22 protein-coding genes are annotated in these 26,702 nt (G+C 71.1%); all 22 read right to left on the reverse strand.

What is annotated here, in order from left to right:
* Positions 1–24: 24 nt before the first annotated feature.
* Positions 25–381 carry a 50S ribosomal protein L19 gene (rplS, locus tag SANBI_RS11665; RefSeq protein ID WP_056129949.1) on the reverse strand — a complete coding sequence of 119 codons (357 nt, stop codon included), beginning with the start codon at positions 379–381 and terminating at the stop codon, positions 25–27.
* 276 nt (positions 382–657) lie between these two features.
* Positions 658–1,434, reverse strand: a complete 777-nt coding sequence (gene trmD / locus SANBI_RS11670; protein ID WP_319161294.1) for a tRNA (guanosine(37)-N1)-methyltransferase TrmD — start codon at positions 1,432–1,434, stop codon at positions 658–660.
* Between the two features lies 1 nt (position 1,435).
* Positions 1,436–2,104, reverse strand: a complete 669-nt coding sequence (gene rimM / locus SANBI_RS11675; RefSeq protein ID WP_319155191.1) for a ribosome maturation factor RimM — start codon at positions 2,102–2,104, stop codon at positions 1,436–1,438.
* A gap of 110 nt (positions 2,105–2,214) precedes the next feature.
* Positions 2,215–2,454, reverse strand: a complete 240-nt coding sequence (locus tag SANBI_RS11680) for an RNA-binding protein (RefSeq protein WP_056129943.1) — start codon at positions 2,452–2,454, stop codon at positions 2,215–2,217.
* Positions 2,454–2,900, reverse strand: a complete 447-nt coding sequence (rpsP, locus tag SANBI_RS11685; protein ID WP_319155194.1) for a 30S ribosomal protein S16 — start codon at positions 2,898–2,900, stop codon at positions 2,454–2,456. Before rpsP ends, SANBI_RS11680 begins: the two co-directional genes overlap by 1 nt.
* A gap of 211 nt (positions 2,901–3,111) precedes the next feature.
* Positions 3,112–4,245: an amidohydrolase family protein gene (locus SANBI_RS11690; protein WP_319155196.1), complete on the reverse strand. Its 1,134-nt coding sequence runs from the start codon at positions 4,243–4,245 to the stop codon at positions 3,112–3,114.
* A gap of 25 nt (positions 4,246–4,270) precedes the next feature.
* Positions 4,271–5,854 carry a signal recognition particle protein gene (ffh, locus tag SANBI_RS11695; protein WP_319155198.1) on the reverse strand — a complete coding sequence of 528 codons (1,584 nt, stop codon included), beginning with the start codon at positions 5,852–5,854 and terminating at the stop codon, positions 4,271–4,273.
* 39 nt (positions 5,855–5,893) lie between these two features.
* Positions 5,894–7,816, reverse strand: coding sequence for a [protein-PII] uridylyltransferase (locus tag SANBI_RS11700; RefSeq protein ID WP_319155200.1), 1,923 nt, complete (start codon positions 7,814–7,816; stop codon positions 5,894–5,896).
* A 171-nt stretch (positions 7,817–7,987) separates the two neighbouring features.
* A complete protein-coding gene (locus SANBI_RS11705) occupies positions 7,988–8,326 on the reverse strand; it encodes a P-II family nitrogen regulator (protein WP_012867362.1) in 339 nt (112 codons plus the stop codon).
* Positions 8,323–9,633, reverse strand: a complete 1,311-nt coding sequence (locus tag SANBI_RS11710) for an ammonium transporter (protein WP_056129929.1) — start codon at positions 9,631–9,633, stop codon at positions 8,323–8,325. Before SANBI_RS11710 ends, SANBI_RS11705 begins: the two co-directional genes overlap by 4 nt.
* Before the next feature lie 179 nt (positions 9,634–9,812).
* A complete protein-coding gene (ftsY, locus tag SANBI_RS11715) occupies positions 9,813–11,015 on the reverse strand; it encodes a signal recognition particle-docking protein FtsY (RefSeq protein WP_319155203.1) in 1,203 nt (400 codons plus the stop codon).
* 83 nt (positions 11,016–11,098) lie between these two features.
* A complete protein-coding gene (locus SANBI_RS11720) occupies positions 11,099–11,491 on the reverse strand; it encodes a hypothetical protein (protein ID WP_319155205.1) in 393 nt (130 codons plus the stop codon).
* Between the two features lie 171 nt (positions 11,492–11,662).
* Positions 11,663–15,400, reverse strand: coding sequence for a chromosome segregation protein SMC (smc, locus tag SANBI_RS11725; protein WP_319155207.1), 3,738 nt, complete (start codon positions 15,398–15,400; stop codon positions 11,663–11,665).
* Between the two features lie 65 nt (positions 15,401–15,465).
* Positions 15,466–15,903: a nucleoside-diphosphate kinase gene (gene ndk / locus SANBI_RS11730; RefSeq protein WP_319155209.1), complete on the reverse strand. Its 438-nt coding sequence runs from the start codon at positions 15,901–15,903 to the stop codon at positions 15,466–15,468.
* 22 nt (positions 15,904–15,925) lie between these two features.
* On the reverse strand, positions 15,926–16,387 hold the full coding sequence (locus tag SANBI_RS11735) for a DUF4233 domain-containing protein (protein WP_319155211.1): 462 nt from the start codon (positions 16,385–16,387) through the stop codon (positions 15,926–15,928).
* Between the two features lie 4 nt (positions 16,388–16,391).
* Positions 16,392–18,143, reverse strand: a complete 1,752-nt coding sequence (locus SANBI_RS11740) for an MDR family MFS transporter (protein WP_319155213.1) — start codon at positions 18,141–18,143, stop codon at positions 16,392–16,394.
* Between the two features lie 31 nt (positions 18,144–18,174).
* Positions 18,175–18,801 carry a TetR/AcrR family transcriptional regulator gene (locus tag SANBI_RS11745; RefSeq protein WP_319155215.1) on the reverse strand — a complete coding sequence of 209 codons (627 nt, stop codon included), beginning with the start codon at positions 18,799–18,801 and terminating at the stop codon, positions 18,175–18,177.
* Positions 18,802–18,876: 75 nt separating this feature from the next.
* A complete protein-coding gene (dhaM, locus tag SANBI_RS11750; RefSeq protein WP_319155217.1) occupies positions 18,877–19,572 on the reverse strand; it encodes a dihydroxyacetone kinase phosphoryl donor subunit DhaM in 696 nt (231 codons plus the stop codon).
* On the reverse strand, positions 19,569–20,243 hold the full coding sequence (gene dhaL, locus SANBI_RS11755) for a dihydroxyacetone kinase subunit DhaL (protein ID WP_319155219.1): 675 nt from the start codon (positions 20,241–20,243) through the stop codon (positions 19,569–19,571). The genes dhaM and dhaL overlap by 4 nt, the downstream gene beginning before the upstream one ends.
* Positions 20,244–20,391: 148 nt before the next feature.
* Positions 20,392–21,387, reverse strand: a complete 996-nt coding sequence (gene dhaK / locus SANBI_RS11760) for a dihydroxyacetone kinase subunit DhaK (protein ID WP_319155221.1) — start codon at positions 21,385–21,387, stop codon at positions 20,392–20,394.
* 273 nt (positions 21,388–21,660) lie between these two features.
* Positions 21,661–23,061 (reverse strand): bifunctional folylpolyglutamate synthase/dihydrofolate synthase, encoded by a 1,401-nt coding sequence (locus SANBI_RS11765; RefSeq protein ID WP_319155223.1) that lies wholly within the window; start codon positions 23,059–23,061, stop codon positions 21,661–21,663.
* Entirely contained in the window at positions 23,058–26,447 is a 3,390-nt protein-coding gene (gene ileS / locus SANBI_RS11770; RefSeq protein WP_319155225.1) for an isoleucine--tRNA ligase, read from the reverse strand. Before ileS ends, SANBI_RS11765 begins: the two co-directional genes overlap by 4 nt.
* Between the last annotated feature and the right edge of the window lie 255 nt (positions 26,448–26,702).

Genomic DNA, 26,702 nt, shown 5'->3' on the forward strand with positions numbered 1-26,702 from the left:
CTCGTCAGACGAGCCGCACGAGGATCACTTGGAGACGAAGTCGCGCTTCTCCTTGATCTTCGCCTTCTTGCCGCGAAGCTTGCGGAGGTAGTACAGCTTGGCGCGACGCACGTCACCGCGGGTGATGACCTCGACCGACTCGATCGACGGTGCGTTGGCGGGGAACGTACGCTCCACCCCGACACCGAAGCTGATCTTGCGGACCGTGAAGGTCTCACGGACGCCGCCGCCGACGCGGGCGATGACAACACCCTGGAACGCCTGGACACGCGAGCGCGTGCCCTCGACGACCTTGACGTTGACCTTGACCGTGTCGCCGGAGCGGAAGGCCGGGATGTCGGTACGCAGCGATGCTGCGTCGACGCTGTCGAGCGTGTTCATGTTCTCTCCCCGTCCTGCCACAGGTCAGGTACGTCTCGTGGGTCCGGCCGCGCGTGGCTGCCGTGCCCATGGTGATGAGTGGATGTGGTGCCTCACCGGTCGCAGGACCGGCATCCCGTGAGGGGTGCCGTGCGACGATCGATCGGAGCAGTGAAACAGCTGTGTTGGACGCCCCTGTGGCAGTGTCCGGTCCAGCGTGCACCAAGGGTTGATTCTGCCACAGCCGGACAGGTGAGCACTACCCGCCCGTCGAGCGGCCCGATCACGCCCCGCCTGTCAGGCCTGGTGGAAGCGGCCGTCCTCGCCGGGGAGCCAGCCGTGCCCGGTCAGCAGCGTGCGGTCGGCCTTGTCGAGCATGCTCGGGTCGAGCGCCTCGATCATGTCCGGACGCCGCGCGATCGTGCGCTCGATGGCCCTGTCACGGCGCCAGCGGGCGATCTTCGCGTGGTGACCGCTGAGCAGCACCTCAGGGACGTCGAGGCCCTGCCAGCTCGGCGGCTTGGTGTAGACGGGGTACTCCAGGAGCCCGGCCTCGCCGTGCGACTCCTCGACGAGAGACTCGGGGTTGCCGATCACGCCGGGCAGGAGACGCGCGACGGCCTCGATCATGACGAGCGAGGCGACCTCGCCGCCGTTGAGGACGTAGTCCCCGATCGACAGCTCGCGGACGGTCCCGCCGGCCGCCCGGTGGTGCTCGGCGACGCGGGCGTCGATCCCCTCGTAGCGCCCGCAGGCGAAGACGAGCGCGGGCTCGAGGGCCAGCTGCTCGGCGACGCGCTGCGTGAAGGTCTCCCCCGACGGCGTGGGGACGACGAGCGTGGCGTCGGGAGTGAGGACGTCGGCCAGGGCCGCGCCCCACACGTCCGGGCGCATGACCATCCCCGCACCGCCGCCGAAGGGCGTGTCGTCGACGGTGCGGTGCCGGTCTGTCGCCCAGGACCGCAGGTCGTGGACCGTGAGGTCGAGCAGACCTGACTGCGCAGCCTTACCGACGAGCGAGAGCTCGAGCGGGGCGAGGTAGTCCGGGAAGATCGAGACGACGTCGATGCGCAACTCAGCGACCACCCTCGGGCGCGTCGGTGCTGTCGGCACCGGCAGTGCCCTCGGCGCCGGCAGTGCCCTCAGTGCCCTCGGTGCTGGGCTCCAGAGCATCTTCGGCCTCGGCGGCGTCCGCGGCTGCTGCGGATCCCTCTTCGGGGATCGCGACCTCGAGGTTCGCGGCGTCACGGGCGAGCAGCCCACCGGGCGGGTCGAGCACGACGCGTCCGCCGGCCACGTCGACGACCGGGACCATGACGCGGACGAAGGGTACGAGCGTGCGGGTGCCGTCGGTCTCGCGCAGGACGAGCATGTCGTGGGCCGGGAGGTGGTCGAGGCCGACGACCTCTCCGACGACGGTCCCGTCCAGGAGCTCGGCGCGCAGCCCGGCCAGCTCGTGCGGGTACCAGGCGTCTTCTTCGTCAGAGGCGTCGACGTCGACGACGAGCTCGATGCCTCGAGACTGCTCGGCAGCGGTCCGGCCCGAGATCTCGGCGAAGGCGACGTGCCACCGGCCGTTCTGCACCCGGGACGAGACCACCGTGAGCGGCCCGGCCGAGGCGGGGATCGTGCGGAGCACCTGACCGTCGGCCAGGCGGAGCTCGGGGTCGTCGGTGCGCAGGTCGAGCGCGACCTCTCCGCGCAGCCCGTGGGCCCGTCCGATCGTGGCGACTGTCAGTTCCATTCCCACTCCTCCATCGCGCCCCGCTGTGCGGGGCTCCAGACGCACCGAGGCCCGGCTCACCAGTGGTGGCCGGGCCTCGGTCTACAGACTTGTCTGACTGCCTGCGGCAGTCAGCGACGATCTACGTCGACGACGTCTACGCGCACTGAGGAGTCCCCAGCGAGCGCGCCGATGACGGTTCGCAGCGCACGAGCGGTGCGACCCCCACGGCCGATCACCCGTCCGAGGTCGTCGGGATGGACCCGGACCTCGAGGAGCTCGCCACGGCGCAGGGCCTTGGCGTTCACCTGCACGTCATCGGGGTTGTCCACGATTCCGCGCACCAGGTGCTCGAGAGCGTCGGCGAGCATCAGGCCTGCTCCTCCGCGGAAGCGTCAGCCTCAGGGGCAGCGTCAGCCGATGCGGCGGCTGCAGCAGCCTTCGCCTCGGACGCCTTCGCCTTGGACTTCTCGGCGTCGGCCGCAGCAGTGGCGACAGCCTCTGCGACGGACTCGGCCGAAGGCTTCTCCTTGGTGCGGAGGGTGCCCTCCGCGCCCGGGAGGCCCTTGAACTTCTGCCAGTCACCGGTGATCTTGAGGAGCGCGGCGACCTGCTCGGTCGGCTGTGCGCCGACTCCGAGCCAGTACTGTGCGCGGTCCGACGTGATCTCGATGAGCGACGGCTCCTCGGTCGGGTGGTACTTGCCGATCTCCTCGATCACACGACCGTCGCGCTTGGTGCGCGAGTCGGCGACGACGATGCGGTAGTACGGAGCCCGGATCTTGCCGAGGCGCTTGAGACGAATCTTGGTGGCCACTGTGGTGGTCTCTCCTGGTTCTGAAGGTGGTGGACTGCTCACCGCTCCGGCGGGGTGCGGTGTGATGAGCTGGTCCGAGACACGACACTGTCCGGAGAGAGGGGCCGGGCATGCCGAGTACGCGGCTGATTATGCCAGACCGGCAAGAGTGCCCGCCACCTCCTGGGACGGCGGGTTCACGGTCGGCTGCGTCACCCTCCTGGCCGATCGCTCACCTGGCTCGTGCAGCACGCTCACCGGGCGCCACGAGAGCGCCTCGCACCACGACCGCCAGGGGCGACGCGAGCATCGTGACGTCGCGCCGCGGGTCCGCCGGATAGACGACGAGGTCGGCCGACCGTGCGTCGAGCGGGCCCGGCATCCCCAGGTACTCCCGGGTGCGCCAGCTCGCCGCGGCGAGGACCTCCGAGGTGGGCACGCCGGCCCGGACGAGCTCCGCGCACTCCTGCGCGACCAGCCCGTGACCGAGGGTCCCGCCGGCGTCGGTCCCGACGAGCAGCCGGACGCCGGCCTCGTGGAGGGCAGCGACGTGCTCGTACCGCCGGGCGTGCATCCGCCGCATGCGGGCCGCGTAGACCGGGAACTTCGTGGCTCCCTGAGCAGCGATCTCCTCGAAGCGCGCGACCTGGAGCAGCGTGGGCGTCACCGCGACACCGCGACGGACGACCTCGGCGACCTGGTCGTCGGTCAGCCCGGTCCCGTGCTCGAGGCAGTCGACCCCGGCGGCCAGCAGGTCGTCGAGCGCTTCGGTCGAGAAGGTGTGGGCCGTGACCCGGGCTCCACGGGAGTGGGCGACGGCGACGGCCTCGGCGAGCAGGTCGGCCGGCCACAGCGGGGTGAGGTCACCGACCTCGCGGTCGATCCAGTCGGCCACGATCTTGACCCAGCCGTCCCCGCGGTCGGCCTCCTGGGCGACAGCGTCCGGGAGACCTGTCACGTCGTCGAGCTCGCGTCCGTAGCCGCGCAGGTACCTCTTGGGACGGGCGAGGTGGTACCCAGCCCGGATCAACCTCGGCAGGTCGTCCCGCTCGTCGATCCACCGGGTGTCGGCAGGCGACCCGGCGTCGCGCACGAGCAGGACGCCGGAGTCACGGTCGGCGACAGCCTGGGCCTCGGCCTCGTCGCGGCCGACCGCGCCGTCAGGGCCGAGGCCGACGTGACAGTGCACGTCGACCAGACCGGGGACGGTGACCCCGTCGATCCGGACGGTGTCCCTGCCCCCGACGGACGAACCCGAGGGCCGCTCGAGCGTCAGCCGCCCGTCGACCACCCACGCGTCGCCGACCTCGTGCTCGTCGCCGAGCACGACGGACCCGTGCAGGTGGATCGTCGGGAGGTCGACCATCCGGCTGCCCATCGCAGAGGTCGGCTCAGCGGCCGAGGAACTTCTCGAGGCCCGGGGGCAGCTCGAGAGGGGCCTCGTCCTTCGCGGTCCCGCCCATGCCGAAGGCCGAGCCTGTGGGCGCCGAAGGTCCGGCGGCCAGTCCCTGCTGCTCGGCGACGCGCTTGGCGGGGTTGCCCGAGCGGCCCTTCTTGTTCTTCTTGGCCGGGGCCTGACGGCCACGCTGCTTCTTGCCGCCCATGCCAGGCAGGTTACCCATGCCGGGCATCCCCGGCATGCCGCCGCCGCGGCTCATCTGCTTCATCATCTTCTGCGCGCCGGCGAAGCGCTCGAGCAGCTGGTTGACGTCGGTCGTGGTGACGCCCGAGCCCTTGGCGATGCGCGCGCGGCGCGAACCGTTGATGATCTTGGGGTTCTCGCGCTCGCCCGGGGTCATGGACCGCACGATCGCCTCGACGCGGTCGACCTCGCGCTCGTCGAAGTTGTCGAGGGCCTCGCGCATCTGCCCCATGCCCGGGAGCATGCCGAGCATCTTCTTCATCGAGCCCATGTTGCGCATCTGCTGCATCTGGACGAGGAAGTCGGCGAGCGTGAAGTCCTTGCCCGACGCGAGCTTGTCGGCCATGTCCTGCGCCTGGTCGGCGTCGAAGGCCTTCTCGGCCTGCTCGATGAGGGTGAGGACGTCACCCATGTCGAGGATGCGCGAGGCCATGCGGTCGGGGTGGAACACCTCGAAGTCGGTGAGCTTCTCACCTGTCGAGGCGAAGAGGATCGGCTGGCCGGTGACCCGGGCCACCGAGAGGGCCGCACCACCGCGGGCGTCACCGTCGAGCTTGGACAGCACGACACCCGTGAAGCTCACACCCTCGGCGAAGGCCTGGGCCGTCGCGACGGCGTCCTGGCCGATCATCGCGTCGATGACGAAGAGGATCTCGTCGGGGTTCGTCGCGTCGCGGATGTCGGCGGCCTGCTGCATGAGGTCGGCGTCGACACCCAGGCGACCGGCGGTGTCGATGATGACGACGTCGTGCTGGCGGGACCGTGCAGTCTCGACACCGGCGCGCGCGACGGTGACAGGGTCACCCGTCGAGACGCCGGACTGGCCCTCGGCACCCTGGTTGCCCGGGTCGGGGGCGTAGACCGGGACCCCGGCCCGCTCGCCGACGACCTTGAGCTGGGTCACGGCGTTGGGGCGCTGGAGGTCGGCTGCGACGAGCAGCGGCGTGTGGCCCTGCTCGCGGAGGTTGAGCGCGAGCTTTCCGGCGAGCGTCGTCTTACCGGCACCCTGGAGGCCGGCGAGCATGATGACCGTCGGCGGGTTCTTCGCGAGGTTGAGGCCGCGGCTCTCGCCGCCGAGGATCGCGACGAGCTCCTCGTTGACGATCTTGACGACCTGCTGGGCCGGGTTGAGCGCACCGGAGACCTCGGCGGAGAGCGCGCGCTCGCGCACGGTCCCGGTGAACTCCCGGACGACCGAGACCGCGACGTCGGCGTCGAGCAGGGCACGGCGGATCTCCCGGACCGTGGCGTCGATGTCGGCCTCGGACAGTCGTCCCTTGGTCCGCAGGTTCTTGAACGTCGACGTCAGTCGATCTGACAGGGTGGCGAACACCGTTGCAATCCTCACCGTTCGCTGGAAGTGGCTGAAGGGTCAGACTACCGGGTGATCCTCCTGCGCGGCTGCACCCGGGCTCCCGGTCCCCGCAGGGCGGTCCCCCGTCTGGGCGCCACCGTCGGGCACGCCGAGCGCGACGGCAGCCCGCCTGTAGAGGTCGTCGACCAGGCGGGCACGCCACGTCGTCCAGCCGTTGGGGCCCAGAGACGAGGAGTCCGCCTCGGTGAGCCCGCGCAGCACCTCGAGGAGGTCGGCGCGGTGGTCGACGGCCTCGAGCAGCTCGTCGAGGGTGGCCGGGTCGTCGGGGTCGCTGCTCACGGCGAGCCTGGAGAGGGTCAGGTGGTGGGCGACCATCCGCTGGACGTCGGCCACGACGGCGTCGTCGAAGCCCATGCGCCCGACCACGTCGGGGATCAGCCGCGCCCCGGTGACCGAGTGGTCCTGCGCACCGGCCCGCTTGCCGATGTCGTGCAGCAGCGCCGAGAGCAGCAGCACGTCGGGCAGCGCGACGGTCTTGCGCCAGCCGCGGGCCCGCGCGGCCACCTCGATGAGGTGGCGGTCGACGGTGTGCCTGTGCACGGCGGCGCGCTGGGGCCGGTTCCGCACGCCGACCCACTCCGGGATCCAGGACGTGACCACCCCGGCCCTGTCGAGCGCCTCCCAGACCGGCACCTGCGCGGCTCCCGACCCGAGCAGGGTGAGCAGGGAGGCACGGGCCTGCCGTGGCCACGGCCGTGGCAGCGGAGGGCACTGGGCCAGGCTCGACGCCGACACGGGCGACAGCGCCAGGCCTGTGCGCGCGGCTGTCGCGGCGGCGCGCAGGGCGAGCAGCGGGTCGGCGGCCGGGGCGGCGTCGACGGCGAGGACGAGCTCGCCGTCGTGCTCGACGAGCCCGTCGCCGACAGAGCGCAGCCGTGGTGCGGCGCGACGTCCACGGATGAGGAAGGGGCGCGAGACGAGCGGTCGCTGGAGCGCCTGGCGGGCGCGCCGCAGCGTGGTGTCGAGGCCGTAGGAGATCTCGCGGCCGGCGTCGGCGAGGCTCGCGAGGAAGTCGTCGGGGTCGGAGTACCCGCAGAGCACGGCGACCTCGTCGAGGTCGGCGAGCCCGAGCCGGTTCGTGTGGCGCCGGGTGGTCAGCTGGAGGGCGTCGCGGGCGTCGAGCAGGTGCGAGTACGCACGGTCGACGGCGCCGTGGGGCCTGTCGGTGAGCCACGTGGCTGCGAGGGCCGTGAGGATCACGGCGTCGCGGATGCCGCCGCGGGCCTCTTTGAGGTCGGGCTCGATGAGGTAGGCGAGCTCGCCGTGGCGGGTCGCGCGAGTCTTGGTCGACGCGACGAGCTCGGGGAGCCTGCGCCGGGCGGCCGCGCGCCAGTCTTCCAGGACGGCGGACGAGGCCCTGTGGGCCACGACCGAGTCGCCGGCGATGGGACGCACGTCGAGCATGCCCATGGCCGCGGGGAGGTCTTTCGAGGCGATCTGGCGGCACTGGGCGAGGGTGCGGACCGAGTGGTCGAGCTCGAGGCTCGCGTCCCAGATCGGGTACCACAGGGCCTCGGCGAGCTCTTGGACGGTCTGCGCGGAGTGCGAGCGTCCGTCGTGGACGAGGACGAGGTCGAGGTCGGAGACCGGACCGAGGTCACCCCGCCCGAGGCTGCCGACCGCGGCGAGCGCGATGCCCGCAGTGTCGATCTCGGCTGTCGCGGTGTCCCAGAGCTCGGCGAGGCGGGTGCTCGTGAGCTCGACGAGCGCGGCGCGCCGGGCGCGGCCCTGGTCGGCCGGGACGGGACGGAGAGCGGCAGTCATGGCCTCGGTCGCTGCTGTCCCACGAGCCGGCGCTGTCGCCGGGCCCGCGGGCCCGCTGAGGGACATCGCGAGGTCGATCATCTCGGACCTGAGGTCCCGTACCCCGGCGGGGTGCGGGACCTCAGGTGAGCCGTGCTGGCTGGGCTGGTCCGACATGGTGCTCCTCGTCCAGCCGAGCCGAGCGGGGCCGTGGCCCCGCTGCGCTGCTGCGTGTGCGTGATGGTGCGGGAGATGCTCCGACGCCGCTGCGGACGGCGGACGTGCCTGCCGTGCGCCGCCCTGAGCCTGTGGCCAGGCCTGTGGTCAGGGCGGCGCAGCGGCCGTGGGTCACAGCGCTGTCGCGCCGTGCTCCCCGGTGCGGACCCGGGCGACGTCGTCGACCGGGACGGTCCAGACCTTGCCGTCGCCGATCTTGCCGGTCTGCGCGGCCTGGACGATCACCCCGGTGACGACAGGTGCGTCGTCGTCCTCGACGAGGACCTCGATGCGGACCTTGGGGACCAGGTCGACCGTGTACTCGGCGCCTCGGTAGACCTCGGTGTGGCCCTTCTGGCGGCCGTAGCCGCTGGCCTCGCTGACGGTCATGCCGCGCACGCCTGCTGCCTCGAGGGCCGACTTCACGTCGTCGAGACGGTGGGGCTGGATGATTCCTGTGACGAGCTTCATGACCTGACCTCCTTGATGACCCGGCCGCCGCCGAGGGTCTCGTATGCCGACTCTCCGTGGACCGCGAGGTCGATGCCGCCGACCTCCTGGTCTTCGGTGATGCGCCAGCCGAGCGTCGCCTTGATGGCGAGGCCGACGACGAGGGTGACGACACCGGAGAAGATCACCGCGAAGAGTGCGACGACGACCTGGATGACGAGCAGCTTGCCACCGTCACCGTAGAACAGGCCGCCCTCGGTCGCGAGGAATCCGATGCCGATGGTGCCCACGAGCCCACCGACGAGGTGGACGCCGACGACGTCGAGCGAGTCGTCGTAGCCGAAGCGGTACTTGAGGCCGACGGCCAGGGCGCAGAGCGCACCGGCGACAGCACCGAGGATGATCGCGCCGACGGGGCTGAGCGCTCCGGCGGCCGGGGTGATCGCGACGAGACCGGCGACGACACCCGAGGCGGCACCGAGCGAGGTGGCGTGGCCGTCACGGATCTTCTCGGTGACGAGCCAGCCGAGGATCGCGGCTGCTGCTGCCGAGGTGGTGTTGACCCAGGCGAGGCCCGCGGTCTCGTTGGCACCGAAGGCGGAACCGGCGTTGAAGCCGAACCAGCCGAACCAGAGGAGCGCCGCACCCAGCATGACGAAGGGGAGGTTGTGGGGGCGCATCGGCTCTTTGCCGAAGCCCTTGCGTGCACCGATGAGGAGCACGAGCACGAGGCCCGCGACACCGGCGTTGATGTGCACCACGGTCCCACCGGCGAAGTCGATCGGGGCGACCGTGGCCGCGCCGTCGGTCACGCCGAAGATCTTCGCGGCGAGGCCGTCCTCAGAGCCGCTGAGGAATCCGCCGCCCCACACCATGTGGGCGAGCGGGAAGTAGGCGAGGGTCACCCAGATGCCCGTGAAGACGAGCCAGCTGCCGTACTTCACGCGGTCGGCGATCGCCCCGCTGATGAGCGCCGTGGTGATGATCGCGAAGGTCACCTGGAAGGCGACGTCGACCACCTGCGGGTAGTTGCCGAGCGTGCTGGAGACAGCCGCTCCGGACTCGTCGAAGATCGTGCCCGAGAGGCCGAACTGGTCGAAGGGGTTGCCGATGATGCCACCGATGTCGCTGCCGTAGGACATCGACCATCCCCACAGGACGTAGACGACGCCGATGATCCCCATCGCGCCGAACGACATCATCATCATGTTGAGCACTGACTTGGCTCGCACCATGCCGCCGTAGAAGAAGGCCAGCCCTGGCGTCATGAGGAGCACGAGAGATGCTGAGACCAGCATCCACGCGGTAGCTCCGGTATCCCATTCCATCGGATCATCTCCCATCCCGGCCCGGCGGCCGGTCAACGACAACTGTCGAGGTCTGCCGTTTCGGGGAACCCGCCGGTGCGTTACGCCGAGGTGACAGGAACGCCCCGCACGTAAACATCGTGTTTCGTGCGGGGCGTCCGGGACGATCTGTCCGTGTCCGAGGAGTGGATCGGGGCGTCTCAGCCCTGGAGGAGCCCGTCGACGAACTCTTCGGGGTCGAAGGGCGCGAGGTCGTCCGGGCCCTCGCCGAGACCGACCAGCTTGACCGGGACACCGAGCTCGCGCTGCACGGCCACGACGATCCCGCCCTTGGCGGTCCCGTCGAGCTTTGTCAGGACGATGCCCGTCACACCGGCGACCTCGGCGAAGACGCGCGCCTGGTTGAGGCCGTTCTGGCCTGTCGTGGCGTCGAGCACGAGGAGCACCTCGGTGAGCGGGGCCTCCTTGGTGATGACCCGTGAGATCTTGCCGAGCTCGTCCATCAGCCCGGCCTTGTTCTGCAGACGTCCGGCGGTGTCGACGAGCACGACGTCCACGCCACGCTCCTTGCCGGTCTTCACAGCGTCGAAGGCGACGGCCGCGGGGTCGGCCCCGTCCTTGAAAGACCTGACGGTCTCGACACCGACACGCTCGCCCCAGGTGGTCAGCTGGTCGGCTGCCGCGGCGCGGAAGGTGTCGGCAGCCCCGAGGATCACCTCGTTGCCGTCGGCGACGAGGACGCGGGTGAGCTTGCCGACGGTCGTCGTCTTGCCGGTGCCGTTGACACCGACGACGAGGACGACCGCGGGCACCTTGACGCCGTCGGTCGTGGTGGCGCTCGTGCTCAGGCTGCGGTCGAGCGTCGGGTCGACGAGCTCGACGAGAGCGCTGCGCAGCATCGCGCGGACGCTCGCGGGGTCTTTGACACCCTGCACGCGGACCTGGGTCCGCAGGGTGTCGATGAGCTCGGTCGCAGGCCCTGCGCCGACGTCGGCGAGGAGGAGGGTCTCCTCGAGCTCGTCCCAGTCGTCCTCGGTGAGGTTGTCGCGCGAGAGCACCGCGAGCAGCCGTGCACCGAGCGGAGAGCCGGAACGGGCGAGGCGCTCGCGCAGCCTGACGAGGCGTCCGGCGGGCGGCTCGGGGACGTCGACGACGACCTCAGGCACGGCGGCGACGTCAGGGTCGACCCCGACCTCGGTCTCCGTCGGAGGGAGGTCGAGCACGTCCGTCGCACCGGCCGGGCGCGTCGCGTCCTCGTCGTCGGTCCGGGCGTCCTCGATCTCGGCGCGGCGCTCGGCCGGCGGCAAGGTCTTCGAGCGTCGAGACGCCGAGACGCCCACGAAGCCGAGGCCCGCGAGGAGGAGGACGGCGAGAGATATCCAGAGTGGCAGCAGATCGTTCACCCGAGCAGTCTCTCAGGTGGTGGCGCCGGTCGGCACCAGGAGAGCGCGACCGGGACCCCGAAGGTCACCGGCTGCCCCGCCGGTCAGCGCCTCTCGGCCCCAGACCGCACCTGTGCACCAGACCGAAGCTGGGCACCCGGCCGCAGCTGCTGGATGATCTCCTGGATCTCGTCGGCGTCGACGTACGCGCGCTGCTCGGTCCGGGTCGCCTCGAAGAACTCGTCGACCGTGGTGGTCGACCCGCCGCTGCCCGTGAGGTCGTCACGCGAGGACCCGCGGTCGCCGTCGCGGTCCAGGAGGGAGCGTGCGCCGGCGCGCGCGTCGGAGACCAGGCGGGTCAGGACAGCCCAGGGGCTGCGGTCGGCAGGTGCTGTGCGCTCCCGGACGTCGGACTCGTCGGCCGCGATGGTGCCGGCGACGACGAGGACCACGGCGGCGATGACGATCGCGACCAGGAGCCAGAGGTACACATTCATCATGAGACAGTCGTACCACCAGGAGCGGGCGCAGGTCGGACCTCAGGGTGTGATGTCGGGCGAGTCGGGCGACCCTCACCCAACCTCTACACAGAGCACGCTCCGCGCACTCTCCCTGAGCCCCCGCAACCGCTCTGCGGAGCCGGAGAACTCCTGCCTCGGACGGCCGCCCTACTGCTCGACGACCTCGCGGATGCGCTGGCTGATGACCGTGGTGACGCCGTCCCCGCGCATGGTCACGCCGTAGAGGGCGTCGGCGATCTCCATGGTGCGCTTCTGGTGCGTGATGACGATGAGCTGGCTGTCGCGCTGCAGCTCGACGAAGATCTCGAGGAGCCGGCCGAGGTTGGTGTCGTCGAGGGCGGCCTCGACCTCGTCCATCACGTAGAAGGGGCTCGGACGGGCCTTGAAGATCGACACGAGGAGCGCGACAGCGGTGAGCGACCGCTCCCCGCCCGACAGCAGCGAGAGCCGTTTGACCTTCTTGCCGGCGGGGCGGGCCTCGACCTCGATGCCCGTGGTGAGCATGTTCGCGGGGTCGGTGAGCACCAGCCGACCCTCGCCGCCCGGGAACAGCCGCGGGAAGACCTCGTCGAACTGCGCGCTCGTGTCGTGGAAGGCCTCGGTGAACACGCGCTCGACGCGCTCGTCGATCTCCTTGACGATCTCGAGGAGGTCGGTGCGGGACCGCTTGAGGTCGGCGAGCTGCTCCGTGAGGAAGGTGTGGCGCTCCTCGAGCGCGGCGAACTCTTCAAGCGCGAGAGGGTTGACCCGTCCCAGCTGGGCCATCGCCCGCTCGGCCGACCGCAGACGCTTCTCCTGCTCGGCACGGACGTAGGGCCGTCCGACGGGCACGTCGCCCTCGTCCGAGGCACGGGCCTGGGCCCGGGTGGCGGGCGCGGGCCGACCGTCGGTGTCGTCGGTGGCGGGGGCGGGCTCGTCGTCGGCCGCGCCGCGCTCGTCGGCCGCGTCGTCCTGGTCGCGCGCGTCCTGCTGCGCGTCGAGCACCGCACGCTGCTGCATCGCGGTCTCGGCGTCGACCACGAGCCTGTGCGGACCGAACTCCTCGACGAGGACGTCAGGGTCGGTCCCGAGCTCGTCGACGGCACGCTGCCGCAGCGCCTCGACCCTCAGCTGCTGCTGGGCGCGCGCGACCTCGTCGCGGTGCGCGACGTCGGTGATCGACCTCAGCTCTTCGGCGAGGCCTTCTGCGCGCTGACGGCACGCGACGACCTCGGCGTCCCGGGTCCGCCGCTCTGCCTCGGCCTCGTCGCGCCGCTCGGTCGCGAGCGCGACCGACACTGCGCAGTGCCCGAGGGCGCGGGTGGCGCCGTCCCGCACGGCCTCGGCGACCACGACCTGACGTCGGCGAGCAGCCTCCCGGCGCTCTGCCTGAGCCCTCGCCTCGCGCTCGGCACGGGCAGCACGCTCGAGAGACTGCGCACGGCCGGACAAGGCTCTGGCCCGCTCTTCGCTCGTGCGCAGACCCAGGCGTGCCTCGGTCTCGGCCGCGCGGGCGGCTGTCGCGGCGGCTGCGGCCTCGTCCCGTGCCTGGGTGGCGGCGGCGATCGCGTCTTCTGCCTCTTGCGGGTCGAGCTCGGCGGCCTCGAGGCGCTCGACGAGCTCGACGAGCTGCGTCTCGTCCTCTTCGAGGGTGCGGGCCGCGGCCTCGATGCGCTCACGGGTGCGGTGGGCCTCGGCGGCCGCAGACCGGGCTGCAGCTCCGAGCTGTCCGAGACGCTCGGCCGCAGCCGAGTGCGCAGCGTCGGAGGCGTGCAGACGGTCTAGCGCGAGGTCGGCGCGTTCCTGGGCCGTGCGGACCTCGTCCTCGACGACGGCACGGAGCTCGGTGGCCTCGGTCGCGCGTCGGGAGGAGTCTGCCTCGGCGGCCCGCGCCTCGTCGAGCGCCGCCTGGAGGTGCAGGAGGCTCGGGGCGGCGGCTGACCCGCCCCAGGCCCTGTCGGCGGCGAGCAGGTCGCCGGCGCGGGTCACGACGGTCCACGAGGGGTCGACCTCGAGGACCCGACGGGCCTGGACGAGGTCGTCGACCACGACGACACCGTCGAGGGCCGGTGCGAGGCCGGGACCGAGCGCGGCCGGCACGGAGACCACGGAGGAGGCCAGCACGGCGCCGTCGGGGATAGAGCGGAGGGCTCCCGACGCGCCGGTGCTCTTCAGAACGCCCTCGCCAGCCTCTCCCCCACCCAGCACGAGGCTCGCGCGCCCGGCATCTTCTGTGCGCAGGTAGCGGATCACCTCGACGGCGGCGTCGGTCGAGTCGACGGCGACGGCGTCGGCGAGCTGTCCGAGGGCGGCCACGACGGCGTCGGCGTACCCCGGCTCGATCGTCAGCAGCGCGGCGACGGAGCCGACCACGCCGTCGAGAGCGTCTGCGGCGAGGACGGCACCGGCGCCGTCCTTGCGGGTGAGGCTGAGGTCGAGGGTCTCGCTGCGGGCAGCCCACGTGGACCTGTCCTGCTCGGCCTGCGCTGCCTCGGCCTCGAGGGCACGCAGCCGCGCGAGGGCGGCGTCGAGGGCCTCGACGGCTTCTTCGTGCTCCGCGTCGAGGCCTTCTTGGCCGTGCTCGACGTCGGTCACCTCGGCCTCGAGGGCCTCGAGCTCGCTGGTCGCGCCGGTCTCCCGGGTGGACACCTCGGCGAGGGAGTCCTCGAGGCGGGCGATCTCGGCACGGGTCGCGTCCACCCGTGACTGCTTGGCGGCGACCTGTCCGGCGAGCCGCGCGAGTCCCTCGCGGCGGTCTGCCGCGCCGCGGACGAGCGCAGCGAGCTCACGCTCACGAGCCGCCGCCTCCGCCTCGGCCTCCGCGCGCTCCTCGGCGCTGCTGGCGAGTGCGTCCTGGTGGTCTTCGACCTCCGCAGCCAGCTCGTCCTCGGTCTCGCGGGCCCGCTCGGCCTGCGCGTCGAGCTCGTCAGGGTCCTGGCCCTGCCGGTGCGCGACAGGGACGGAGAGCAGCCTGACCCGTTCGGCCGCGAGGGTGCGGGTGCCCTCGAGCCTGTCGCGCACCGATCCGAGGGCGTACCAGGTCGCGCTCGCCTCGGCGGCGGCCGGGCCTGCAGCGGCGAGACCCGCCTCGGCGGTGCGCAATGCGGTCCGGGCCGCCTCGAGCGCGCTCTCGGCCTCTGCCTGCCTCAGCCGCAGGGCGCTCTCGTCGGCCATCTCCTGCTCGAGGGACGCCGTGAGCTGGGCGAGGTCGTCGGCCAGCAGGCGCGACTTCGCGTCGCGCAGGTCGGCCTGGACCGTCGCTGCCCGGCGGGCTGCCTCGGCCTGGCGGCCGAGCGGGCCGAGCTGGCGGCGGATCTCCGCCGTGAGGTCGGTCAGGCGCAGCAGGTTCCCCTGCATCGCGTCGAGCTTGCGGAGCGCCTTCTCCTTGCGCTTGCGGTGCTTGAGCACCCCGGCGGCCTCTTCGATGAATCCGCGGCGCTCTTCGGGTGTCGCCCGGAGCACGGCGTCGAGCTGCCCCTGCCCGACGATCACGTGCATCTCCCGCCCGAGACCAGAGTCGGAGAGCAGCTCTTGGATGTCGAGCAGGCGGCACGAGGAGCCGTTGATCGCGTACTCGGAGCCACCGTTGCGGAACAGCGTCCGGCTGATCGTCACCTCGGCGTACTCGATGGGCAGGGCACCGTCGGTGTTGTCGATCGTCAAGGACACCTCGGCCCGGCCGAGCGGGGGACGGCCCGAGGTCCCGGCGAAGATGACATCTTCCATCTTGCCGCCGCGCAGGGTCTTGGCGCCCTGCTCCCCCATCACCCAGGCGAGGGCGTCGACGACGTTCGACTTGCCCGAGCCGTTCGGGCCGACGACGCAGGTCACGCCGGGCTCGAGGTTCAGCGTCGTCGCCGAGGCGAACGACTTGAACCCGCGCAGGGTGAGGGTCTTCAGGTGCACGCCCCTGAGACTAGTACGGGCCCGCCCACACGATGGTGGACGGGCCCGTCAGGGAGCGGCTCGGGTCAGAGGGCCGGGAACCAGAGAGCGATCTCGCGTGCGGCCGACTCCTCGGAGTCCGAGCCGTGCACGAGGTTCTGGGTCACCTTGAGGCCCCAGCCGCGGCCGAGGTCGCCGCGGACCGTACCCGGGGCTGCCGCTGTCGGGTCCGTCGCGCCGGCGAGCGACCTGAAGCCGGGGATGACGCCGTGCCCTTCGGCCACGACGGCGAGGACCGGCCCGGAGAGCATGAACTCGACGAGGGGCTCGAAGAACGGCTTGCCCTCGTGCTCGGCGTAGTGCTCGGCGAGCAGCTCACGCGTGGGGTGGACGAGCTGGACGGCTGCGAAGGTGTAGCCCTTCGCCTCGATGCGTCGCAGGATCTCCCCCGACAGCCCACGACGGACACCGTCGGGCTTGACGAGGACGAGCGTGCGGGAGACAGCAGGTGCGTTCGTGGTCATGCGCACACCCTATCGCCGGCGCTCAGACGTTCGGCGCCTCGTCAGGGTGCGCTGCGTCGTACTCGGCGCGCTCGCGGTCGATCTTCGCCCCGAGCCAGAGCGAGACGACCCAGAGAGCGATGAAGACGACGGCCACCGGGATCATCAGCGGGATGACGATGCTGATCGCGAGGACGGGCACCTGCACGAGCGACCCGGCGATGTAGCCGCCCGGTGCCGCGACGGTGCGCGACAGGATCACCAGGACGAGGGCGAGGACCCCGCCGACGATCCACACGGTGCTGGCCGGGACGTCGATGAGCCGCGAGGCCGTCAGCGTCGCGAAGAGCACGACGAAGGCCTCGAGGACGAGCATCGTCGAGGTGAACTGCGGCTTGGCAGCCTTCTTCGGGACGATCCTGGGGACGCTGGGCTGCTGCGCAGCCCCCTCCCCTCCGGGGGTGCCGGAGGGGTCGGGGGCTGCGGAGGACGGAGTTGAGCTCACGTCGTCAGGATACCGACGGTCGGGCCTGTGCTGTGTCGTCGGCGGCGCGCTCACCCGAGGCGGCGGAGCCGTCGGCCGGGTGACCGTCCGCGTCGAGGAGCACTTGCTCGCGCTCGTCGTCCGCAGCCGAGGTCACGTCGTCGGTGCTGGGGTCGGCTGCCGGCACCGGGGCACCGCCTGCTGCCACGGCCTCGCCGCGGGCGACCATGCCGGCCTCGTTCGACAGCTTGACCTCCTTGAGGAACAGCGTGAGCAGGAAGCCGATGACCAGCAGCGGCACGAGGTACCAGAAGGCCGGGGCGAGCGAGTCGGCGAAGGCGTCGATGACCCCCTGCTTGAGCGGCTCGGGCAGGACGGCGACACCCGCAGGGGTGACACCCGTCGGGTCGAGCTGAGCAGCCTGCTCTGGCGGGACCGTCGCGGCGACCTCGACGAGGTTGTCGCCCAGGCGTCCTGTGAAGATGGTCGAGAAGACCGCGACGCCGACGGCAGCACCGATCTCGCGGAAGAAGTTGTTCGAGCTCGTGGCCGTCCCGATCTCCTTCGGGTCGACCGCGTTCTGGACCGCGAGGACGATCGTCTGCATGACCAGGCCGAGGCCGGCCCCGAGCACGAAGAGCATGAGGCCGAAGACGACCATCGACGTGCTGCCCGAGATCTGGGTGAGCATGACCAGGCCGATCGTGGCGATCGCCATGCCGGCGACGGGGTACTTCTTGTACCGGCCGGTCTTGGTGATGAGGATTCCCGAGGTGATCGCCGTGAGCATGAGCCCGGCCATCATCGGCAGCATGAGGAACCCGGACCCGGTGACCGAGACCCCTGCGGACATCTGCAGGAAGGTCGGGAGGAAGCTCAGCGCGGCGAACATGCCCATGCCGATGACCAGGCCGACGCTCGTGGCGATGGTGAAGGTCGGGTTCTTGAAGAGGTGCAGCGGGATGAGCGGCTCTTCGGCGCGGTGCTCGACGATGATGAAGAGCGCCGTGGATGCCGCGAAGGTGAAGGACAGGGCGAGCAGGCCGCCGTGCGACCAGTCGTAGCTGTCCTGGCCGCTCCAGCTCTGCCAGCTCGTGACGAGCACGAGGCTCGAGGTCGCGAGCACCATGAAGAGGATGCCGAGCACGTCGATCTTCTTGGTCGAGCGGTGCGTCGGGAGCTTGAGCGTGCGCCACGCGACGATCATCGCGGCGAGACCGATCGGGATGTTGATCCAGAAGCACCAGCGCCAGTTGGCGTGGTCGGTGAACAGACCGCCGAGCAGCGGGCCGATGACCGCGGAGATGCCGAAGAGTGCGCCCATCGGGCCCATGTACTTGCCACGCTCGCGCGCGGGGACGATGTCGGCGATGATCGCCTGCGACAGGATCATCAGCCCACCACCGCCGAGGCCCTGGATGCCGCGCCACGCGACGAGCTCACCGAAGCTCTGGGCGAAGCCGGCACCGGCCGAGGCGGCGGTGAAGAGCCCGATCGCGATGATGAAGGGCCAGCGACGACCCCAGAGGTCGCCGAACTTGCCGTAGAGCGGCATGACGATCGCGATCGCGAGGATGTAGGCGGTCATGAGCCAGCCCTGGTGCTCGACGCCGTTGAGCTCGCCGACGATGGTCGGCATCGCTGTGCCGAGGATCGACTGGTCGAGGGACGACATGAACATCGAGGCGAGCAGCGCGCCGAAGATGGTCCAGACTGTGCGCTGGTCGAGGACGACCAGCGGCTTGTCCCCTGCGGGGGCGGGTGGTGCGGAGGCCATGAGGAACCTGGTTTCTGGGCGGGTGAGACGTCTAGGAGTCTGACGGGGCGAGCAGCGTGCGGAGCTCGGCGGTGACGTGGGGAAGGTGGCTGGAGGGCTCGCCGACGCTGCCGTCGAGCTCCCAGCGGGTGAGGGTGGACCTGACGAGGAGGATCAGCAGCGAGCTGATCATCTTCTCGGTCGCCCCGGGGTGCGCAGCACCCGTGCGGCGGGCTGCGAGGACGGCGAGCTCGGTCGTGCGCTCCTCGAACCAGGCGATCTGGCGGACGAGGAGCGCTGGCTCGCGCTGGGAGAGCTCCATGACGAGAGCCATCCTGTCGAGGTCGACCGGAGAGCTGTCGAGCATGTCCCCGACGACGGCGGCGCAGTCGTCGAGGAGGTTCCCGGTGGGCCCGCCGGCGGCGAAGACCTCGGCGGACTCCGAGGAGAGCGGAGTCTCCTGGATGCCGAGGACGGCGTCGACCTTCGAGGCGAAATAGTTGAAGAAGGTCCGGGGCGAGACCCCGACCTGCTCGCAGATCATCTCGACGGTGACGGCGTCCAGCCCCAGACGCCCGACGAGCTCGTGGGAGGCGGAGACCAGCGCCTCGCGGCGCGCCGCCTTCTTGCGCTCTCGCAGGCCTGGGGACGGCGTCGGGTCGGTCGAAGAGGTGAGCACCCGAACACGTTACACAGGCTGCACTTTTGCAGTCAATGCAAAAAGATCGACGGCTTGGTGGCGTCGGTCACGAGGTCAGACCTCGCCGAACCCACCCTCGATGGCCGTCGCGACCACGTCGATCGCCTGCTCGGCAGCCGGTCCTGTCGCGCTGAGCACGAGGCCCTGCCCGCCCGTCGCGCCCAGCTTCATGATCTCCAGGACGCTGGCTCCGTTAGCACCGTTGATGGTGACGGCTGCGTCGAGGCCCGCGATCAGCCGCGCCAGGACCGCTGCGGGTCGGGCGTGCAGACCGAGGGGGTTGCGGACCACGACGGTCCGCTGGGCGACGTCGCCCGCGTCGTCGACGGGCGAGTGGGGTGCCTTGGGCTCACGGACGGCGAAGGTGCCACCCGCGTGCTCGGCCGAGTCGAGGACCTCGGCGACGGTGCCGGAGCCGTGCGCCGTGACGGCGGCGGCGACGGCACCCTCGACGAAGGGTGCGTCTGCGAGGACGACCTTCTCGGAGCCTTCGTCGAGGACCTCGAGGACCGACTCGACGGTGAGGATCGCCGAGCCGAGGTCGGCGAGCACGACGACTCCCCCTGCTGCCGACAGTCCTGCCGTGACCGCCTCGAGGACCCTGTCGTAGCTCGTCCCGAGCTCGCCGGCGTCCGTGCCGCCGGCGGCGAAGATCCGGACACCTGGTGCCATCTGCGCGGCGAGCTCGGCCACGCCGTCGGCGAGCTGGCGCGAGTGCGAGACGAGGACCAGTGCGACCCGGGCGCTCATGCGACACCCCCGGTCGTGGTGCTGGCATCGCTGTCGGCGCCTCGAGCGGCCGTGACCGCAGCCTGCAGGATCAGCGCCGACGACGCCGCACCGGGGTCTTCGTGCCCGATGCTCCGCTCGCCGAGGTACGACGCCCTGCCCTTGGTCGCCACGAGACCTGTCGTCTGGGTCGCGCCGGCCGACGCTGCCCTGGCCGCGGCCTCGAGCACCTCGACGGGGGTTGCGCCGGCGTCTGCGGCGGCGACGGCCGCGTCGACCGCCGGACCCCAGGCGTCGACCATGGTCTTCTCCCCCGGCGCGGCCTTGCCGCGAGCCGTGATGCCCTCGAGGGCGCCCTCGAGGAGCGCGACGACGGCATGAGCGTCGAGGGTCGCCAGACCGCTGACCTTCGCGGCCCGCAGGAACGCCGTGCCGTAGAGCGGACCGGAGGCCCCGCCGACCGACGACATGAGGGTCGTCGCGACGGTCTTGAGCACGTCGGAGACGAGCTCGGGTGCCACGTCGATCGAGTCGAGCTTTGCGACGACAGCCTGGAAGCCTCGCTTGAGGTTCTCCCCGTGGTCGCCGTCACCGATCTGCCGGTCCAGCTCGACCAGCTCGTCACGCGCCGCCGTGATGGCCGCCGCGCTCTCTCGTGCCCATCGCTGTGCCCACGCCACGTCCAACGTCATGCTTCCCTCAAGCTCTCTCTCGACTGCCCCGGTGCACCCCTCGGGGCGCACCGTGTCCTGCTGACCATGCTGGATCTCTGCTCTGCCCTGACCTGGGCAGCAACGCCGCACAGGGTGCGGCCCGGTCGCTCGTGCCCGTCGCCTGAGCTCACCAGTGCAGCGCAGCGGTCCGCACAGGGGCGTCCCATAGCTGGGTGAGCTCGTCGTCGAGCCGGAGCACCGTCACCGACGCGCCCTGCATCTCGAGCGACGTGACATAGCTGCCGACGAGAGACCGCGCGACCGTGACACCTCGTCCTTCGAGGAGCCGGCGAGCCTGACGATAGACCACGTAGAGCTCCGACTGCGGCGTACCGCCCATTCCGTTAACGAACAGCAACACGGACTCCCCCGACCCCAGGCCGAGGTCGTCGACGACAGGGTCGAGCAGCATCTGCGCGATGTCGTCGGCCGACGCGGCGGGGATGCGGTGACGGCCCGGCTCCCCGTGGATGCCGATGCCGATCTCGACCTCGTCGTCCGCGAGGTCGAAGCTGGGTCGGCCCACGTGCGGGACCGTCGGCGCGGCGAGGGCGACACCCATCGAGCGGACCTGGGAGCACACACGCTCGGCGATCGCCGTGACGGTGTCGAGGTCGTCACCGCGAGCGGCGCTCGCCCCGGCGATCTTCTCGACGGCGAGGGTGCCCGCCACGCCGCGGCGGCCGGCTGTGTAGAGAGAGTCTTCGACGGCGACGTCGTCGGTCACGACGACAGTGCGCACGCTCGTGCCCTCGTCCTCGGCGAGCTCGACGGCCGTCTCGAAGTTCAGGACGTCGCCCGTGTAGTTCTTGACGATCGCGAGGACCCCGCGCCCGCCGTCGGCGGCCGCGAGGGCCGGCTGGATCTGGTCGGGCGTCGGGGAGGTGAAGACGGCCCCGGGGACGGCAGCCGTCAGCATGCCCTCGCCGACGAAGCCCGCGTGCAGCGGCTCGTGGCCGGCACCACCGCCCGAGACGAGGCCGACCTGCCCCTGGACGGCACCACCCTTGCGCAGGACGAAGAGGGGGTCGGTGCGGATCTCCACGATGTCGTCGTGGGCCCACCCGAATCCTTCGACAGACTCTGCGACGACGTTCTCCGGGTCGTTGATGAGCTTCTTCACGGCACTGCTCCTCGTCGCGCAAGTGGTGGACCTGTCAACAGCATTCAAGCACCGTCCGGCCACGAGCGCGCCGTCCGGGACGCAACCTCACCTGATGCTCACCCTGAGACGAGCCGAGCACCCACCCCGGTCGGGGCAGGTGCTCGGTACGTCGGGTGGGTCCTGGACCAGACCAGGACGCTGGGACCGTCAGCCTCGGGTGAGCCCGAGGAGCGTCAGCCTCGGGTGAGCCCGGGGACCGCCAGCCTCAGATGAGCCCGGAGACCGTCAGCCTCAGGTGAGCCCGAGGAGCGTCCGGGCCTCGGCCGCGAGGATCACCGACCCTGTGACGAGCACGCCCGTGCCCGTCCCGACCCCGATGAGGTCTTCGCTCTCGGCGCGGCCCGCGGCCACGTCGATCGCCTCGTCGAGGCGCCCTGCGGACCTGACACGGTCTTCACCGAAGATGTCGACCGCGATCTCCTCGAGGTCGTCGACGTCGTGCGAGCGCATCGAGCTCGACTGGGTGATCACGACCTCGGCGAGCACGGGCTCGAGGAGGGAGAGGATCGTCTCGGCGTCCTTGTCGGCCAAGATGCCGACGACACCGACGAGCCGCGTGAAGTCGAAGGACTCTTCGATCGCGTCGACGAGAGCGCGCGCACCGGCCGCGTTGTGGGCGGCGTCGACGAGGATCGTCGGGCTGCGACGCACGACCTCGAGGCGACCGGGCGAGTCGACGCCCTGGAAGGCTGCACCGACGACGTCGCCGTCGAGAGCCCCGCCGCCCGAGACGAGCGCCTCGGTCGCGGTGAGCGCGAGCAGCGCGTTGTGCGCCTGGTGCGCCCCGTAGACCGGCATGAAGATCTCGGTGTAGAGACCCGCCGGGGTGCGCAGGCTCATGAGCTGCCCGCCGACGGCCGCGAAGCGCTCGGCTACCTCGATGTCGGTCCCCTCGCGGACGATGTGCGCCCCTCGGGCCGACGCGATCTCGACGATGACGTCCTCGGCGAGAGGGTCCTGCTGGGCGAGCACGAGGGTCGCGCCGTCCTTGACGATCCCGGCCTTCTGCGCGGCGATCTCCTCGACGGTCTCTCCGAGCCACTGCTGGTGGTCGAGGGCGACCGGCGCGATGATCGCGATCTCCGCGTCGACGACGTTGGTCGAGTCCCACAGCCCGCCGAGACCGACCTCGATGATCGCGACGTCGACAGGGGCGTCAGCGAAGGCCGCGAAGGCCATCACGGTGAGCACCTCGAAGAACGACAGCCTCGGGCCGCCCGCCGCCTGCGACGAGGTGTCGACCATCTCGACGTAGGGCTGGACGTCTTTCCACACCTCGATGAAGCGCTCCGCGCTCAGCGGCTCGCCGTCGATCGCGATGCGCTCGGTCACCGAGGTGAGGTGCGGGCTGGTGAAGCGCCCCGTGCGCAGGCCGTGCTCGCGGACCAGCCTCTCGGTCATGCGCGACGTCGAGGTCTTGCCGTTGGTCCCGGTGATGTGGATCGTCCGGAACGCCTTCTGCGGGTCGCCGAGGAGCTCGCACACCTGCGTGACGCGGTCGAGCGTCGGGTCGATGTCGTGCTCCGGGGCGCGCGAGATGATGCTGCGGTAGACCGCGTCGAGCTCGGCCTGGACCTCGGCCGAGACCTCGGGTCCGGTCGGGCGGCGTCGGCCGTTCTGGCGGGTGCTCATGCGGGGGTGTCTCCTGTCGACGGCACTGCGGGTGCTGCGTGTCCTGCGGCCGGGGCGACCGTGACGTGGCGCTCCTGGTCGGGCGACTCCTCGACGGTGATCTCGACCGCGAGCGTCTCCTTGGCGATGAGGTCCCGGTGCGCGGCGACGGCGTCGAGCCGGTCCGCGGGGACCTCGAGCGTCAGCACGATCCTGTCGCCGACGGTGAGGTCGGCGGCCTTGCGGGCGTCCTGGACGTCGCGGACCACGTCGCGGGCGTAGCCCTCGGCGAGGAGCGCGTCGTCGAGCGCGAGGTCGAGGACCACGAAGCCACCGCTCGGCAAGACCGCTGCGGCGACCGTCGACGGGGCGTCGGAGTCGGTACCGACGACCGTGACGAGCTCGTACTCGCCCTCCACGAGCGGGACGTCGCCATCCGGGGTCGTCACGACGACCTCGTCGCCGTCGAGCCGCCAGGCGCCGGACTTCGCAGCCTTGATGGCCGCCTGGACGCCCTTGCCGAGGCGCGGGCCGGCCGCACGGGCGTTGACGTTCAGGCGCTGGGAGATGCCGAAGCTCTCGGCTGCCCCCTCGTCGAGCGGGCGCAGGTCGACAGCCTTGACGTTGAGCTCCCCGGCGAGCAGCTCGCTGTAGGGCGCGAGCGCCGACGGGTCGTCGACGACGACGGTGAGCGTGGCGAGCGGCTGGCGCACGCGCAGCTGGTTCGCCTTGCGCAGGCCGAGGCTGAGCGAGACGACCGAGCGGACGCGGTCCATCGACGCGACGAGCGCGTCGTCGACCGCGAGCACCTGACCGTGCTCGGTGCGCGCACCTGACGGGTCGACCAGGGTCGGCCAGTCGGTCAGGTGCACCGAGCGACCGCCCGTGAGCCCGCGCCACACCTCTTCGGTGAGCAGCGGGGCGAGCGGCGCCATGACGCGGGACAGCGTCTCGAGCGCGGTCCACAGGGTGTTGAACGCGTCGGCGTCCTCTCCCCAGAACCTGTCGCGCTGCGTCCGGACGTACCAGTTGGTGAGCACGTCGAGGTACTGGCGCACGGACTCGCAGGCACCGGAGACGTCGAAGGCGTCGAGCTGGGCCTGGACGTCGGTGACGAGGTTGCCTGTCAGCGCGAGCAGGTACCGGTCCATGTCGACCAGACCCGAGACCTCGTCGGGTTCGACGCGGCGCGCCGTGAGGCCCTCCCCGCCGTTCGCGGCACCCGCGTACAGCGTGAAGAAGTAGTACGTGCTCCACACCGGCAGCAGCACCTGACGGACCGAGTCGCGGATGCCCTCCTCGGTGACGACGAGGTTGCCGCCGCGCAGGATCGGCGAGCTCATGAGGAACCAGCGCATGGCGTCGGAGCCGTCGCGGTCGAGGACCTCGGAGACGTCAGGGTAGTTGCGCAGCGACTTGCTCATCTTGCGGCCGTCGGAGCCGAGGACGATGCCGTGCGAGACGGCGTTGCGGAAGGCCGGACGGTCGAAGAGCGCCGTCGCGAGCACGTGGAGCGTGTAGAACCAGCCGCGGGTCTGGCCGATGTACTCGACGATGAAGTCGCCCGGGTAGTGGTGCTCGAACCACTCGGTGTTCTCGAAGGGGTAGTGCACCTGCGCGAAGGGCATCGAGCCGGAGTCGAACCACACGTCGAGGACGTCAGGGATGCGGCGCATGGTCGAGGCGCCCGTGGGGTCGTCAGGGTTGGGCCGGGTGAGCTCGTCGATGTACGGGCGGTGCAGGTCGGTGACCGGCACGCCGAAGTCCGCCTCGAGCTCGGCGAGCGAGCCGTAGACGTCGGTGCGCGGGTACGCGGGGTCGTCCGAGACCCACACGGGGATGGGCGTGCCCCAGTAGCGGTTGCGGGAGATCGACCAGTCGCGGGCGTTCGCGAGCCACTTGCCGAACTGGCCGTCCTTGATGTGCTCGGGCGTCCAGGTGATGTCCTGGTTGAGCTCGACCATGCGGTCGCGGAACTCCGTGACGCGCACGAACCAGCTCGAGACGGCCTTGTAGATCAGCGGGTTCCGGCAGCGCCAGCAGTGCGGGTAGGAGTGCTGGTACGTCTCGTGACGCAGCACGACGGCGCGGCTGGCGGCGTCGGTCCGGGCGAGCGGCCCGGTGCCGTCCTTGAGGTCTTTGATGACGTGGGGGTTCGCGTCGAAGACCTGCTGGCCGGCGTACTCGGGGACCTGCGTGGTGAAGCGGCCGCGCCCGTCGACCGGGACGACGGTCTGGATGCCCGCATCGAGGCAGACCGCCATGTCGTCCTCGCCGAAGGCGGGGGCGAGGTGCACGAGGCCCGTACCGTCGTCGACCGTGACGAAGTCTGCCGCGAGGATCTGGTGCGCGTGCGGGTTCTCCGCGTCGCCGGCGAAGTAGTCGAAGGCCGGGACGTAGCGCGTGCCGGCGAGCTCGGAGCCCTTGACGGTCCGCAGGACGTGGGCCGAGTGGTCGTCGCCGAGGTCGAGCTCCTTGGCGTAGGCACCCAGGCGCGCGGCACCGAGGACGACCTCGTCGCCTGCGAGGACCGAGCCCTCGCCCGGGCGCACGACGACGTAGTCGACGTCGGGTCCGACGGCGACGGCGAGGTTGGACGGCAGGGTCCACGGCGTGGTCGTCCAGATGACCAGGCGCTGGGCTGTCGGCGCGCCCTCGGCGTCGAGCAGGCGCAGGGCGACTGTCAGGGCCGGGTCCTGACGCGACTGGTAGACGTCGTCGTCCATGCGGAGCTCGTGGTTGGACAGCGGGGTCTCGTCGCGCCAGCAGTACGGCAGCACGCGGTAGCCCTCGTAGGCGAGGCCCTTGGTGTGCAGCTGCTTGAAGGCCCAGATGACGGACTCCATGAAGGTGACGTCGAGGGTCTTGTAGTCGTGCTCGAAGTCGACCCAGCGCGCCTGGCGGGTGACGTACTGCTTCCACTCCTCCGAGTACTTCATGACCGAGGTGCGGCACGCCTCGTTGAAGACGTCGATGCCCATGGCCTCGATCTGGCTCTTGTCGGTGATCCCGAGGATCCGCTCCGCCTCGAGCTCGGCCGGCAGCCCGTGGGTGTCCCAGCCGAAGCGGCGCTCGACGCGCTCGCCGCGCATGGTGCGGTAGCGCGGGACGACGTCCTTGGCGTAGCCGGTGAGCAGGTGGCCGTAGTGCGGCAGACCGTTGGCGAAGGGCGGGCCGTCGTAGAAGACGAACTCGTTGTCACCGTCGGCGCCTGCGGGCCGGGCGTCGATCGAGGCCTGGAAGGTGCCGTCCTGCTTCCAGTATGCGAGGACCTGCTCCTCGAGCGCGGGGAGGTTCGGCGAGGCCGGCACCCCCGACTGCTCGGGGCGGTGCTGCGGGTAGGACGACGGACTAGGCGCGGTGGCGGCTGCGTCTTCAGTGGCGTGGGTGTCCGGGTGGCTCGACATGGCGGGGCTCCTGGGTGGTCCGGGTGTTCACGTGCCGTGCGAGGACGACGTGCGCCTGCGCGCCTGCCGCGGTACCACCCCGCTTGCCGTCCGCGAGGGACGACCGCTCTGCCGGCGCCCTGTGAGGGGCGACCACCGTGCTGGCTGTGACGGGCCGTCCCCGTCCGGTTCTACTGGGGTCTCGCTCTCTGACCTCGGGACCGAGCAGGGCTCGGGCACGAGACGAGGCCGCGAGGCCTGTTCTTCCGGAGGCTC

Origin of the sequence: Sanguibacter biliveldensis, from assembly GCF_033798665.1 — a bacterium.
GTDB lineage: Bacteria > Actinomycetota > Actinomycetes > Actinomycetales > Cellulomonadaceae > Sanguibacter > Sanguibacter inulinus.

Coding starts and splice junctions, on each gene's coding strand:
- SANBI_RS11765 (WP_319155223.1), bottom strand. CDS start 23,061: ATGAGCACCCGCCAGAACGGCCGACGCCGCCCGACCGGACCCGAGGTC.
- SANBI_RS11710 (WP_056129929.1), bottom strand. CDS start 9,633: ATGGAATGGGATACCGGAGCTACCGCGTGGATGCTGGTCTCAGCATCT.
- SANBI_RS11700 (WP_319155200.1), bottom strand. CDS start 7,816: ATGTCGGACCAGCCCAGCCAGCACGGCTCACCTGAGGTCCCGCACCCC.
- SANBI_RS11705 (WP_012867362.1), bottom strand. CDS start 8,326: ATGAAGCTCGTCACAGGAATCATCCAGCCCCACCGTCTCGACGACGTG.
- rimM (WP_319155191.1), bottom strand. CDS start 2,104: ATGGAACTGACAGTCGCCACGATCGGACGGGCCCACGGGCTGCGCGGA.
- ndk (WP_319155209.1), bottom strand. CDS start 15,903: ATGACCACGAACGCACCTGCTGTCTCCCGCACGCTCGTCCTCGTCAAG.
- SANBI_RS11690 (WP_319155196.1), bottom strand. CDS start 4,245: ATGGTCGACCTCCCGACGATCCACCTGCACGGGTCCGTCGTGCTCGGC.
- SANBI_RS11740 (WP_319155213.1), bottom strand. CDS start 18,143: ATGGCCTCCGCACCACCCGCCCCCGCAGGGGACAAGCCGCTGGTCGTC.
- dhaM (WP_319155217.1), bottom strand. CDS start 19,572: ATGAGCGCCCGGGTCGCACTGGTCCTCGTCTCGCACTCGCGCCAGCTC.
- dhaL (WP_319155219.1), bottom strand. CDS start 20,243: ATGACGTTGGACGTGGCGTGGGCACAGCGATGGGCACGAGAGAGCGCG.
- SANBI_RS11720 (WP_319155205.1), bottom strand. CDS start 11,491: ATGAATGTGTACCTCTGGCTCCTGGTCGCGATCGTCATCGCCGCCGTG.
- ileS (WP_319155225.1), bottom strand. CDS start 26,447: ATGTCGAGCCACCCGGACACCCACGCCACTGAAGACGCAGCCGCCACC.
- rplS (WP_056129949.1), bottom strand. CDS start 381: ATGAACACGCTCGACAGCGTCGACGCAGCATCGCTGCGTACCGACATC.
- SANBI_RS11680 (WP_056129943.1), bottom strand. CDS start 2,454: ATGCTCGCCGACGCTCTCGAGCACCTGGTGCGCGGAATCGTGGACAAC.